Raw genomic sequence first — 13,016 nt, forward strand, 5'->3', positions numbered from 1 at the left:
TGGGTGTTTTTTATTCTAAAAGGCGAGTTTTCACTACTATTCTACCTCCATACACCCTGTAATCGCCCTGAATAAGGAAAAAAGATGAGCTCAATGAGAAGCTACAAAGGTATAAAGCCTGAACTTGGTGAGCGTGTTTACGTTGACCCAACCTCTGTTTTAGTCGGTGATATCCGAATTGGCGATGATTCTAGCATTTGGCCATTGGTAGCAGCGCGAGGCGATGTAAACCACATTCACATTGGTGATCGAACGAATATTCAAGATGGCAGTGTTTTGCATGTCACCCATAAGAACGCCGAAAACCCAAACGGCTACCCATTGATTATTGGTAATGACGTTACGATTGGCCACAAAGTGATGCTGCACGGTTGTGAGATCCACGATCGTGTTTTGATTGGTATGGGAGCTATTGTTTTAGATGCTGTTGTAATTGAGTCAGAGGTGATGATCGGAGCAGGCAGTTTAGTGCCACCTGGGAAAGTATTAGAAAGTGGCTACTTATATGTTGGAAGCCCAGTAAAACAAGCTCGCCCTCTATCAGAAAAAGAACGAGCTTTCTTGCAAAAGTCTGCCAACAACTATGTGCAAAACAAAAACGACTACTTAAATGAAGTAAAAGACTTGAACTAAAGCCCTGTTAACCGATGATGATATGGCCTTCTTCGTTGAAGGCTTCATCTTCTATTAGCTCTTCAGCCATTTCTTCTAGGTCGAATCGGTAATCAGTAAACACTTTAATTGCCGCTTGCTCAGTTTCAATCAGTGAACCACTGAGCTTTTCTAACTTTTGTTTCGTCACAAAGCACTCTATTAGTGCGCCTGATTGTTGCGCCGAAAAGTTTACCGATTGTGATACTTCATCCCATGATTGAATATCTGGGAATAAGATGGATTGATTCATCGCTTATTGACCTTCAAGGTTCTTTCTTAGTTCTCTGAGAATTTGTTTGGCACCAGGACGTAAGCCACGCCAGAGCATAAAGCTTTCCGCAGCCTGCCCAACTAACATTCCAAGACCATCATACGCATGAGCGGCGCCATTATCTTTTGCCCATAAGTTAAAGCTCGTCACCCCTTTGCCATAAATCATGTCATAGCTTGTACTGTTAGCGGCAAAGATGGAGGATGAAATAGTCGGCAGTTCACCACTTAGAGAAGCGGATGTGGAGTTAATGATGACATCATACTCTTCATCAATACTTGCCATCTCTTTGGCGAGGATAGGACCGTGAGAGACAAACAGCTCTGCAAGCTCCTGTGCTTTACTAAAGGTACGGTTGGTAATGGTTAAAGAGGTCGGCTTTTGATCAAGTAGTGGCTTAATAACACCACGAGCTGCACCACCAGCGCCAATAATTAGGATTCGCGCGCCTTCCAATACAACCTGATGCTGAAGCAGATCTTGCACTAAACCTGCACCATCAGTGTTGTCACCGATGATTTCACCATCGTCTAACTTCTTGAGGGTATTTACCGCGCCTGCTAACTGAGCCCGTTCTGTCAATCGACTAGCAAATTGATAAGCATCTTCTTTAAATGGCATAGTGATGTTGCACCCCTTGCCACCTTCAGCAAAAAACACCTTCGCCGCGTCAATAAAACCATCAACAGGTGCACTTTCTGCGGTGTACACCAAAGATTGATTAGTTTGACGAGCAAACAAGGTGTGAATGAATGGCGACTTACTGTGTCCGATAGGATTACCAAACACGGCATAGCGATCGATTTGCTGGGTCATTTCCTTACCTTTGTTCCTTACTTAGATATAGAGAAAACAGGGCCACCTGATTACAGATGACCCTATCACTATCTATCTATATAGAAAAGGAGATTCCGTGCTTACCACTCTCGTGGCGTTAGGTATCGCTCGTAAAGTTCAGCTTCTGGCGATCCCGCTTCTGGCTCGTAGCAGTACTCCCAGCGAGCGAGCGGCGGCATTGACATCAGAATCGACTCAGTACGCCCACCACTTTGTAAACCAAATAAGGTGCCACGGTCATACACTAAGTTGAACTCTACGTAACGGCCGCGACGATATAGTTGGAATTCACGCTCACGCTCACCATACTCGATCTCTTTACGACGAGAAACGATCGGCAAGTAAGCCTGGCAATAGCCTTCACCCACTGCTTTGATGTAAGCAAAACACTTATCAAATTCCCACTGGTTTAGATCATCAAAGAACAAACCGCCAACACCGCGAGTTTCATTACGATGTGGTAGGAAGAAGTATTTGTCACACCATGCTTTATGCTCTTGGTAAACATCGTCACCAAATGGCGCACAAAGCAGTTTTGCAGTGTCGTGCCATGATTGGCAATCTTCTTCAAATGGATAGAACGGCGTTAGGTCAAAACCACCACCAAACCACCAAATTGGGTCTTCGCCATCTTTTTCTGCAATAAAGAAGCGGACATTGGCGTGTGAAGTCGGTACATAAGGGTTTTTAGGGTGAATAACCAAAGAAACACCCATGGCTTCAAAACGACGACCCGCTAGCTCTGGGCGATGCGCTGTCGCAGATGCTGGCATTTCTTTCCCTTCCACATGCGAGAAGTTCACGCCTCCCTGCTCGAAAACAAGGCCATCACGCAAAACACGTGAGCGACCACCGCCCCCCAGACGCTCTCCTTTTTCACGTTGCCATGCATCTTCGACAAAGACGGCCTTTCCATCTTCTTGTTCTAACTGCTGACAAATGGAGTCCTGAAGTGACATCAAGAACTGCTTTACGGCGTGCTTATCGATCGCTGACATACGTTATTACCTATTACGTGAAACCTAATGATGGCTGGCTAGCAGGGTTAACCCTGTCTTAATATTTGTGAAGTTTTGGCGTCACGAATCTCGCTGGGTTTATCACGACCGCTGGTCTCGCCACGAAGAATGGCGACCAGCTTATCCCCCAACTGCTCTTCGACTTCTTCCGTGGTCATACACGGTGGTAAGCCGGAAAGATTCGCGCTGGTAGAGGTTAACGGCTTTCCGAATGCATTACACATTTTTTGCACCAAAGGATGATCAGTCACACGAACCGCAATTGAATCAAACTGCCCTGAAACCCAGTTGGATACTTTATCGCTCGCTGGCATGATCCAAGTGTATGGGCCTGGCCAAGTGGCATGAACAGTCTGTAATTGTTCTTCAGTCAACTGAGATTCATCAATATAAGGCAAGAGCTGATCATAACTTGCCGCGATGAGAATCAGCCCTTTTTCTACCGGACGCTGCTTGAGCTCTAATAGCTTTTGAATTGCTTCTGGGTTATCTGGATCACATCCGACACCAAAAACCCCTTCTGTTGGATAGGCAATCACTTCGCCTTGCTTGAGTGCGTTGAGCACTTGTTCAAAGTTATCCACCGACTACTTCCTATTTGTTTGACTGTGTTGTTTTCACTAAGTGTACAAATATTCATTCTCAGACACTAAAGCAATTTTTTTATAAAATGTATCAATAGCGCCAACAACAAGACGCAAACGTTTGCTTGAGATAAAAATCCCCGTATAATGCGCACAAATTTATAGCTCACCTAATTTTTTGCAGCTTAAAGGAGTTTGAGATGAAAGTCGGTATCATCATGGGTTCTAAATCCGATTGGCCAACCATGAAACTAGCAGCATACATGCTAGATCAATTTGGCGTGCCTTACGAAACAAAAGTCGTGTCAGCACACCGAACTCCTCAATTACTGGCTGACTACGCTAGTGGCGCAAAAGAACGCGGCATCAAAGTTATCATCGCAGGCGCAGGTGGTGCAGCCCACCTACCAGGTATGGCGGCGGCGTTTACTAGTTTGCCAGTGCTTGGGGTTCCCGTTCAGTCTCGTGCACTGAAAGGTATGGATTCATTGCTTTCTATTGTACAGATGCCAAAGGGAATTGCGGTTGGTACATTGGCGATTGGCGAAGCGGGCGCAGCAAACGCCGGTATCCTAGCAGCGCAAATCCTAGGCACTCATGATGAAAACATCATGGCGAAGGTAGAAGCATTCCGTAATGAGCAAACGGAAACAGTTCTCGCAAATCCAAACCCTGCAGAGGATTAATCAGATGCATGTACTGGTTCTTGGTGCGGGTCAGTTGGCTCGTATGATGTCTCTGGCTGGTGCGCCACTGAATATTCAAATTTCAGCTTACGATGTCACCAGCGGTGATGTCGTTCACCCTTTAACTCAACAGGTACTTGGCCATGGCTTGGAAAATGCGATTACGCAAGTTGATGTGATTACTGCCGAGTTCGAGCATATTCCACATGACGTGCTCAAGGTTTGCGAAGCGAGCGGCAAGTTCCTACCAAGTACGCAAGCCATCAAAGCAGGTGGTGATCGCCGTATTGAAAAAGCACTGCTTGATGATGCCGGCGTGCGCAACGCGAAATACTACGTCATTGAAACTCGTGAAGACTTTGACCGCGCAATTGAACACGTTGGTATGCCAATGGTTCTGAAAAGTGCATTAGGTGGTTACGATGGTAAAGGCCAATGGCGCTTAAAAGAAGCTTCTCAAGTCGACGACATTTGGACTGAGATGTCGGAGTGCATCGCGGCAACACCAACTCAAGCGATTGTTGCTGAAGAGTTTGTTCCTTTTAACCGCGAAGTATCACTGGTTGGTGCTCGAAGCAAAGATGGCAGTGTGGAAGTGTATCCTCTGGCAGAGAACGTCCACACCAACGGTGTATTGAGTCTTTCTACTGCGATTGATGCGCCAGGGTTACAGGAACAAGCAAAGCAAATGTTCACGGCAGTCGCAGATAGCCTAGATTACGTTGGCGTATTAGCGCTTGAGTTCTTTGATGTCGATGGGGCACTTTTAGTGAATGAGATTGCTCCACGCGTGCACAACTCTGGTCACTGGACACAGCAAGGTGCAGAAACGTGTCAGTTTGAAAACCATCTGCGCGCAGTGTGCGGCTTACCATTAGGCAGTACGAAATTGGTTCGTGAAACCTCAATGATTAATATTCTTGGTGAAGACACACTACCAGAAGCATTGTTATTAATGGATGGTTGCCACATTCATTGGTATGGCAAAGAGAAACGTGCAGGTCGCAAGATGGGACACATCAACGTGTGTGGCGACTACCCAGGAGAATTGCACCGTAGGTTGTGCGCTCTGGCAGACATCTTAGACCCAATAGCTTTCCCAGCCGTGCAAGCGTTCGCTAAACAGCCTCAACACTAACGTTTGGCAGCAAAAAAATAAAAAAAGGGTCGCACGATGCGACCCTTTTTAATTCCTTTGATGTATTTACCCTTGTTGGGTGTGCTGGCACTTACGGTTGGCACATTGCAATTTCACACCACTGGCGAGTTTCTTCTCCACCAACAAAGTAAAACCACATTCTTCGCATCGCCCCTTGACCGGAGCAAGGTTCACAGCAAATTTGCATTTAGGGTAGTTGTCACACGCGTAGAATGTTTTGCCAAATCGGGTTTTACGCTCAACCAAATGTCCTTTGCCACATTCAGGGCAAGCGTGTTGCTCTTGTGACTGCGCCTCTGGCTCTGGTTGATTAATCGACTCAATATGATGACAAGCCGGGTAATGGCTACAACCAACGAACATACCGTAGCGCCCTTGGCGGAGAACCAACTCATTGCCACACTCAGGACAAGGCACACCCAACTCTTTCACGATGTGACCATCATTGCTGTGTAGCGGTTTAATGTAATCACAGCTTGGGTAATGGTTACAGCCGAGAAATGGGCCATGTTTTCCGTGCTTGAGAGTCAGCTCACCACCACATTTTGGACACGGCTCGTGTTCCAAAGCGTGTTCATGGGCAGAGAAAAGGGTGTTGTCGATTTTACTACTCATACTTACCGTTTCGTGAAAAACACACAAAAAGACAAGCTCGCGTTTATTCTAGTTAAACTCGAACTTGCCCAGATGGTTAGTGAAGAATCCCTTGTTCCTTGGTGTACAACAGCTCTTCCATTAGCGTGTAAGCGTTTTCGTTGCCAGGCACATTAAACAGCACCATCAGAATGATCCATTTGAGATCTTCAAGCTCAAACTCACTCGTTTCTAATCCCATCACTCGGTCAATCACCATTTCGCGAGTTTCTGTGGTTAACACATTGATTTGCTCGAGAAACAATAGAAAACCTCGGCATTCCAAATCTAAACGCTGCATCTCTTTCGCTGTGTAGATACGAGTTGATGACGAAGCCATGCAAGTCGAGATTGCAGAAGAGGTGTCACTTTGCTGCAATGCGGCAAGCTCTTCTAACCAGACAAGGGCTTTGTAGATATCTTTTTGTTGGAAGCCTGCACGAAGCAACTCTTCTTCCAACTCGTCTTGTTCGACCTGTAACTCTGCATCGCTATGGATGTAGGTTTCGAATAGATACATCAGTATATCCATCATCATAGCTAGCCCCTCCCCTTTCGAATATAGCCACCTGAAACCGCAACGACATGCCCAGAGAGTTCTAACTCTAAGAGCTGCATCATGACTTCTTGGACAGGTATATTGGTCCTGTTTGCAAGAATATCAACCGGTGTAGCTTCACTTCCTACGTTAGCTAACAGCTGAGGAAATGGCAATTCTTCTTCATCATTTAACGTAGAAAATAAATCGGTACTCTGATTAATAGACCAATCAAGCAAGGACTGTATTTCATCTAAGACATCTTTCGTCTTTTCTACGAGGCAAGCGCCATGACGTATCAACTGGTTTCCACCGCAGGCATTGGGGGCATTGATTGACGCTGGCAGCGCAAATACTTCTCGACCTTGCTCAAGCGCGTAACGAGCTGTAATTAACGAGCCGCTCTTTTTCGCCGCCTCGACGACCAGTACACCAAGCGATAATCCACTAATAATACGATTACGACGCGGGAAGTTTTCTGGACGCGGCTTGGCATTAGGCCGAAACTCAGACACCAAGGCCCCATGTTCAATAACACGTTGCGCTAAACCACGATGACGTGCCGGATAAATATTTTCTAAGCCAGATCCTAGCACCGCAATCGTCTTACCACCCGCTTGCAACGCACCATCATGCGCATGACCATCAATGCCTAAAGCGAGACCACTGGTGACAATAAAATCGTGCTGAACAAACTCTGCAGCAAACTGACGTGCATGCTGTAATCCATCAATACTCGCATTTCGACTGCCAACCATCGCGATTTGTGGCTGAGAGAGACAAGTAGGGTTTCCTTGAACAAAAAGTAGAGGTGGCGGTGCAACGATTTGTTTGAGTTGAGGTGGATAACGCGGGTCAGTCAGTGTCAGGATATGATGATTTGTAGAAGCCTCAAGCCAGCTTAAACAAGCATCGACTTCTTTATCTGTTGAAGCCCAAGCTTGAATTTGCTTAGTTGTTAACCCAAGTTGTTGTAGCTGTTCAGGAGAGAAGTTTACGATGTTACGTGGCGTGTCTCTTGCCAGTAGCTTATTCATTTTGACGCCGCCAATGCCTGGTAAACAACTCAGTTTTAACCAGGCAGCGAGATCATCGTTATTTCGTCGATTCATCGATGGTTAATTCGTCCGCCAACGGTGACACCACCGAAATATCTTGGTTAATGGGTTTAGTACTGTTAGTGATCAGTGCCAAGCTAAAGTACTCATAAGGACGAATGACCAGCAACTCACCAACTTTGCTTTGAGGCAAAGTAATTTTCTTATCAAGCACGCCAAACTCTTTCTTGAACTCATCGCCGTCTTTGTAAACTGGGTGCGCGTCTTCTTTTAAATCAAACACACTGCCTTGCTTCAGATTGTCTGACGTGCCTTTATCAATCACCACGACTTGGTTAGTTGAACTAAAGCGAATACCTTCGATATTACCTAGCAACTTTGCCGAACTGCCTTGTGGCGACGGCAGCGGGTAGAACGTAGTCGTGAAGTCAGTATTCTCAACCGATTGATTTGGCAACGCGATATCGTTACGTAGAATTTCTTGCATCTGCGATGTAAGCTTCAAACCTGAATAATCACTCGAAGCTTCAACGAGCTCGCCTTTGGCAATCAAACGCAGCGCGGTAATCTCTTCGGACACATCGTCACGCGAAAAGGTAGCTACTGGTCGGTAAATAGCCCAACCTGTCGCGGTCTGATTACCATTGATATACAGCACATCTTCTGCAGTCAGATACTTACTGCCTTTGCTGCTACCCATCACTTTTGCTGCACTGTTCAACGCATCTTGATCCAGCAACCGATCCGATTTGAGGTAAGGCATCACCAAACCTTCCGCGACCGTTGGTACCGCTTTCTTTTCCGTGATACGTGCTTTCGGGCTCAGCTTCTTAACCGGTTTTAGGCTCAATACGGGCTGACCGTTAATCCACACCAAAGACAGCTTGTCACCGGGATAAATTAAATGAGGGTTGTCGATTTCCGGGTTTACTTGCCATAAACGAGGCCACAACCACGGGCTATCCAAGTACATGGCCGAAATATCCCATAGCGTATCGCCCTTCACGACTACATATGTTTGTGGCGCATCATCTTTAACAGTCAGTGGGTTTGCATCCACATTTGCTACAGCGTTGAAAGAGAAAAGTAACGGCAACGTAACACTGGCAACGTTGCGGAAAATTCGATTCATGACCCTCGTCCTTGGTCTATTAAGCAGGAACCAGAATGGAAATTGGTGCAAGGATGCTGTCATTTAGGCTATAAAATGTCTAGAATTGAGCCAACAAGGTTTGTGCTGTTTCGGCACAGTTCAATATTTCGAGTGAATATGTCTGTATTACAAGTATTAACATTCCCGGATGATCGCCTGCGCACAGTCGCAAAGCCTGTTGAAGCGGTGACACCTGAGATTCAAAAAATCGTCGATGACATGATTGAAACCATGTACGACGAAGAAGGTATTGGCCTTGCTGCAACGCAGGTTGATATCCACAAACGTATCGTAGTGATTGATATTTCAGAAACTCGCGATGAGCCGATGGTGCTAATCAACCCTGAGATTCTGGAAAAGCGTGGCGAAGATGGCATCGAAGAAGGCTGTCTGTCGGTACCAGGTGCACGCGCACTTGTGCCTCGCGCTGCAGAAGTTACCGTTAAAGCACTGGATCGTGATGGCAAAGAGTTCACCTTTGAAGCCGACGACCTGCTAGCGATTTGTGTTCAACACGAGCTTGATCACCTACAAGGTAAGCTGTTCGTGGATTACCTATCGCCACTGAAACGCAAACGCATTCAGGACAAGCTAGCAAAAATCAAACGCTTTAACGAGAAGCAGCAAAACGCTTAATCTCGAACCATACCAATTAGAAGGAAGTCTACCTTGAGTCAGTCTTTACGAATTGTCTTTGCAGGTACTCCGGATTTCGCCGCCCGTCACTTGGCGGCGTTGTTGTCTTCGGAGCATGAAGTCATCGCGGTTTACACAAACCCAGATCGTCCAGCGGGTCGTGGCAAAAAAATGGCTGCGCCACCGGTAAAACAACTGGCGCTAGAACACAATATCCCGGTTTACCAACCTGAAAGCTTTAAGTCCGACGAAGCCAAACAAGAACTTGCCGATCTGAACGCCGACCTCATGGTTGTCGTGGCGTACGGTATGCTGCTGCCACAAGCGGTTCTTGATACCCCTAAACTGGGTTGTATCAACGTACATGGTTCTATCCTACCTCGTTGGCGTGGTGCGGCTCCAATCCAACGCTCTATTTGGGCGGGCGATGCAGAAACTGGCGTGACCATCATGCAGATGGACATCGGTCTCGACACTGGTGATATGCTGAAGATTGCAACTCTGCCAATCGAAGCGACAGATACCAGCGCTTCAATGTACGAAAAATTGGCTGAGCTTGGCCCAGAAGCCCTGATTGACTGCCTAGCAGACATTGCTGCGGGTAAAGCAGTGCCAGTGAAGCAAGACGATGAGCTCGCGAACTACGCGAAAAAGCTCAGCAAAGAAGAAGCACGCATCAACTGGAACGACGATGCGGCGCACATTGAGCGCTGCGTTCGTGCATTTAACCCATGGCCAATGAGCCACTTTGAGGCGGTAGAAAACAGCATCAAAGTATGGCAAAGCCGTGTGGCAGAGCAAACCAGTGACAAGCCAGCCGGCACCATCGTACAAGCAGATAAAACCGGTATTTATGTTGCGACAGGCAACGGCGTACTGGTGCTAGAGCAACTGCAAGTTCCTGGCAAAAAAGCCATGTCAGTTCAGGATATTCTGAATTCGCGTGCGGCTTGGTTTGAAGTTGGCACTCTGCTGGTTTAAGCCATACTAGGGGTTATTATCCCCAATTATACGAACTTTTAGAGGGCAGAGATGCCCTCCTTTACTTTAAGGTACTCATCATGAATGTTCGCGCTGCGGCTGCTAACGTCCTGTATCTTGTCGTCGACAAGGGCCACTCACTTTCAAGCGCTCTTCCAGCGGCTCAACAAACGGTACGACCTCGTGACCACGCTCTGTTACAAGAGATCTGTTACGGTGCGCTACGTTACCTACCTCGCCTAGAAATGATCGCAAACCAATTGATGGATAAGCCGCTAAAAGGCAAACAACGTGTATTCCATCACCTAATTCTGGTTGGTATTTACCAACTGAGCTTCATGCGCATTCCTGCGCACGCAGCTGTCGGTGAAACGGTTGAAGGCACTAAAGAGCTGAAAGGTCCTCGTCTGCGTGGTTTGATTAACGCTGTATTGCGTAACTACCAGCGCAACCAAGAAGAACTCGACCAAATGGCCGTCAGCAACAACGCTGGCAAGTACGGTCACCCAAGCTGGTTACTAAAACTGCTGCAAGAGGCCTACCCAAAGCAATGGGAAAGCATTGTTGAAGCGAACAACCAAAAAGCACCAATGTGGCTGCGTGTGAACCATCAACACCACACTCGTGATGAATACCTTGCGCTGCTCAAAAATGAAAACATTGATAGCACGCCACACACAGAAGCAATGGACGCCATAAAATTGGCCGCACCATGTGATGTGATGAAGCTACCTGGTTTTGAAAAAGGTTGGGTTTCGGTCCAAGATGCGGCGGCGCAGCTCTCGATCAACTACCTAAAACCACAAGACGGCGAACGGATTTTAGATTGCTGTGCTGCGCCAGGTGGCAAGACGGCGCACATTCTAGAGCGCACGTCGGGCAGTGAAGTGGTCGCGATTGACTGCGACGACACACGCTTGAAACGTGTGCATGAAAACCTGAAGCGTCTCAACCTTCAGGCAAAAGTGGTTTGCGGTGATGCGCGTAATCCACAAGAATGGTGGCAAGGCGAGCAATTTGATCGCATTTTGCTGGATGCCCCATGTTCTGCGACTGGCGTGATTCGTCGTCACCCAGACATCAAATGGCTACGTCGTGCAGACGACATCGCCGCATTAGCAGAGCTACAAAGTGAAATTTTTGATGCCATGTGGACGCAACTGAAGCCCGGCGGCACCATGGTTTACGCGACTTGTTCAATCACACCGCAAGAAAACGTGGAGCAAGTAAAAGCGTTTTTAGCACGTACCGCGGATGCGCAACTGCTGGATTCTGATCCCGACCAGCCTGGTCGTCAAATTCTACCAGGCGAAGAAGATATGGATGGTTTCTACTACGCAGTGCTAACTAAAACACACGCGTAACAGCATGCTAAATAGGGCGATTGAAGTGATTTCAATCGCCTTTTTCAGATACGAGAAAAGAGTATGAAGATCATTATTCTTGGTGCAGGTCAGGTTGGCGGCACACTGGCAGAAAACCTAGTGGGTGAAAACAACGACATCACCATCGTCGACAATAATGCCGACCGACTGCGTGAATTGCAGGACAAATACGACCTACGTGTGGTCAATGGCCATGCGAGCCATCCAGACGTGCTACACGAAGCTGGCGCGCAAGACGCCGATATGCTCGTCGCAGTAACCAACACTGATGAAACCAACATGGCCGCCTGTCAGGTCGCGTTCACTCTATTCAATACCCCAAACCGCGTTGCGCGTATTCGCTCTCCAGAATATCTGGCCGAAAAAGAAGCCCTGTTTAAATCTGGTGCTATTCCTGTTGATCACCTTATCGCACCAGAAGAACTCGTTACGAGCTACATCGAACGTCTGATCCAATACCCAGGCGCGCTGCAAGTGGTGAGCTTTGCTGAACAGAAAGTCAGCCTAGTGGCGGTGAAAGCTTACTATGGTGGCCCGTTGGTGGGTAACGCGCTGTCTGCTTTGCGTGAGCACATGCCGCACATTGATACTCGTGTGGCGGCGATTTTCCGTCAAGGCCGTCCGATTCGCCCACAAGGCACCACCATCATTGAAGCCGACGATGAAGTGTTCTTCGTTGCAGCAAGTAATCATATTCGCTCAGTGATGAGTGAGCTTCAGCGTCTAGAAAAACCGTACCGCCGCATCATGATTGTTGGCGGGGGTAACATCGGCGCAAGCTTGGCAAAACGCCTAGAGCAAACTTACAGCGTGAAACTGATTGAGCGTAACTACCAGCGTGCAGAAAAGCTCTCTGAGCAACTAGAAAACACCATCGTGTTCTGCGGTGATGCGGCAGACCAAGAGCTTCTCTCGGAAGAGAACATCGACCAAGTCGACGTTTTCATCGCGCTGACCAACGAAGATGAAACCAACATCATGTCTGCAATGTTGGCAAAACGCATGGGCGCTAAAAAAGTGATGGTGCTGATCCAACGTGGCGCTTATGTAGACCTGGTACAAGGCGGCGTAATTGATGTAGCAATCTCACCTCAGCAAGCCACTATTTCAGCCTTGCTAACGCACGTTCGTCGCGCTGATATCGTAAACGTGTCCTCACTTCGCCGCGGCGCTGCGGAAGCGATTGAAGCCGTCGCTCACGGTGATGAAAGTACATCTAAAGTGGTTGGACGTGCGATTGGAGATATAAAGCTTCCACCTGGGACCACCATTGGTGCTATCGTTCGTGGCGAAGAAGTTCTTATTGCCCACGACCGTACGGTCATCGAGCAGGATGACCATGTGGTGATGTTCCTGGTCAACAAAAAATACGTATCAGACGTCGAAGCGCTATTCCAGCCGAGTCCATTCTTCCTCTAGGAT

Annotated in this window: 15 protein-coding genes; 7 read left to right on the forward strand and 8 right to left on the reverse strand. The window is 47.5% G+C overall.

What is annotated here, in order from left to right; genetic code table 11:
- Nucleotides 1–84: 84 nt before the first annotated feature.
- Nucleotides 85–633, forward strand: coding sequence for a gamma carbonic anhydrase family protein (locus tag R7Q41_RS20790; RefSeq protein ID WP_158157070.1), 549 nt, complete (start codon nt 85–87; stop codon nt 631–633).
- 7 nt (nt 634–640) lie between these two features.
- On the opposite strand, the gene R7Q41_RS20795 is transcribed toward R7Q41_RS20790, so the two are convergent.
- From R7Q41_RS20795 to R7Q41_RS20810, 4 genes are all read right to left on the reverse strand, one after another.
- Nucleotides 641–904: a DUF1488 domain-containing protein gene (locus R7Q41_RS20795; RefSeq protein WP_005379090.1), complete on the reverse strand. Its 264-nt coding sequence runs from the start codon at nt 902–904 to the stop codon at nt 641–643.
- A gap of 3 nt (nt 905–907) precedes the next feature.
- Nucleotides 908–1,741 carry a shikimate dehydrogenase gene (gene aroE, locus R7Q41_RS20800; RefSeq protein WP_033906569.1) on the reverse strand — a complete coding sequence of 278 codons (834 nt, stop codon included), beginning with the start codon at nt 1,739–1,741 and terminating at the stop codon, nt 908–910.
- Nucleotides 1,742–1,842: 101 nt separating this feature from the next.
- The gene (gene hemF, locus R7Q41_RS20805) at nt 1,843–2,760 is read right to left on the reverse strand and encodes an oxygen-dependent coproporphyrinogen oxidase (protein ID WP_065274969.1); all 918 of its coding nucleotides are present in this window, start codon (nt 2,758–2,760) and stop codon (nt 1,843–1,845) included.
- Between the two features lie 47 nt (nt 2,761–2,807).
- On the reverse strand, nt 2,808–3,365 hold the full coding sequence (locus R7Q41_RS20810) for an L-threonylcarbamoyladenylate synthase (protein WP_005379084.1): 558 nt from the start codon (nt 3,363–3,365) through the stop codon (nt 2,808–2,810).
- Between the two features lie 200 nt (nt 3,366–3,565).
- On the opposite strand from R7Q41_RS20810, the gene purE reads away from it, so the two are divergent.
- On the forward strand, nt 3,566–4,051 hold the full coding sequence (purE, locus tag R7Q41_RS20815; RefSeq protein ID WP_215810055.1) for a 5-(carboxyamino)imidazole ribonucleotide mutase: 486 nt from the start codon (nt 3,566–3,568) through the stop codon (nt 4,049–4,051).
- Nucleotides 4,052–4,055: 4 nt separating this feature from the next.
- Complete coding sequence (locus tag R7Q41_RS20820; RefSeq protein WP_238764915.1) at nt 4,056–5,189, forward strand: 5-(carboxyamino)imidazole ribonucleotide synthase; 1,134 nt, start codon at nt 4,056–4,058, stop codon at nt 5,187–5,189.
- Between the two features lie 66 nt (nt 5,190–5,255).
- On the opposite strand, the gene R7Q41_RS20825 is transcribed toward R7Q41_RS20820, so the two are convergent.
- From R7Q41_RS20825 to R7Q41_RS20840, 4 genes are all read right to left on the reverse strand, one after another.
- Entirely contained in the window at nt 5,256–5,825 is a 570-nt protein-coding gene (locus tag R7Q41_RS20825; protein WP_017821580.1) for a type I DNA topoisomerase, read from the reverse strand.
- A gap of 76 nt (nt 5,826–5,901) precedes the next feature.
- Complete coding sequence (locus R7Q41_RS20830; RefSeq protein ID WP_005379074.1) at nt 5,902–6,381, reverse strand: DUF494 family protein; 480 nt, start codon at nt 6,379–6,381, stop codon at nt 5,902–5,904.
- A 2-nt stretch (nt 6,382–6,383) separates the two neighbouring features.
- Nucleotides 6,384–7,493, reverse strand: a complete 1,110-nt coding sequence (gene dprA / locus R7Q41_RS20835) for a DNA-processing protein DprA (RefSeq protein WP_053350676.1) — start codon at nt 7,491–7,493, stop codon at nt 6,384–6,386.
- The gene (locus R7Q41_RS20840; RefSeq protein WP_017635610.1) at nt 7,477–8,571 is read right to left on the reverse strand and encodes a LysM peptidoglycan-binding domain-containing protein; all 1,095 of its coding nucleotides are present in this window, start codon (nt 8,569–8,571) and stop codon (nt 7,477–7,479) included. The genes dprA and R7Q41_RS20840 overlap by 17 nt, the downstream gene beginning before the upstream one ends.
- A gap of 138 nt (nt 8,572–8,709) precedes the next feature.
- On the opposite strand from R7Q41_RS20840, the gene def reads away from it, so the two are divergent.
- The 4 genes from def (at nt 8,710) to trkA (ending at nt 13,013) form a co-directional block, all read left to right on the forward strand.
- On the forward strand, nt 8,710–9,228 hold the full coding sequence (gene def, locus R7Q41_RS20845) for a peptide deformylase (RefSeq protein WP_005379068.1): 519 nt from the start codon (nt 8,710–8,712) through the stop codon (nt 9,226–9,228).
- A gap of 33 nt (nt 9,229–9,261) precedes the next feature.
- The gene (gene fmt / locus R7Q41_RS20850) at nt 9,262–10,209 is read left to right on the forward strand and encodes a methionyl-tRNA formyltransferase (protein WP_318144649.1); all 948 of its coding nucleotides are present in this window, start codon (nt 9,262–9,264) and stop codon (nt 10,207–10,209) included.
- An 80-nt stretch (nt 10,210–10,289) separates the two neighbouring features.
- Nucleotides 10,290–11,573 carry a 16S rRNA (cytosine(967)-C(5))-methyltransferase RsmB gene (gene rsmB, locus R7Q41_RS20855; RefSeq protein WP_318144650.1) on the forward strand — a complete coding sequence of 428 codons (1,284 nt, stop codon included), beginning with the start codon at nt 10,290–10,292 and terminating at the stop codon, nt 11,571–11,573.
- Between the two features lie 63 nt (nt 11,574–11,636).
- On the forward strand, nt 11,637–13,013 hold the full coding sequence (gene trkA / locus R7Q41_RS20860) for a Trk system potassium transporter TrkA (protein WP_005379062.1): 1,377 nt from the start codon (nt 11,637–11,639) through the stop codon (nt 13,011–13,013).
- Nucleotides 13,014–13,016: the final 3 nt, after the last annotated feature.

This window comes from Vibrio sp. 2096 (genome assembly GCF_033339595.1).
Lineage (GTDB): Bacteria > Pseudomonadota > Gammaproteobacteria > Enterobacterales > Vibrionaceae > Vibrio > Vibrio alginolyticus.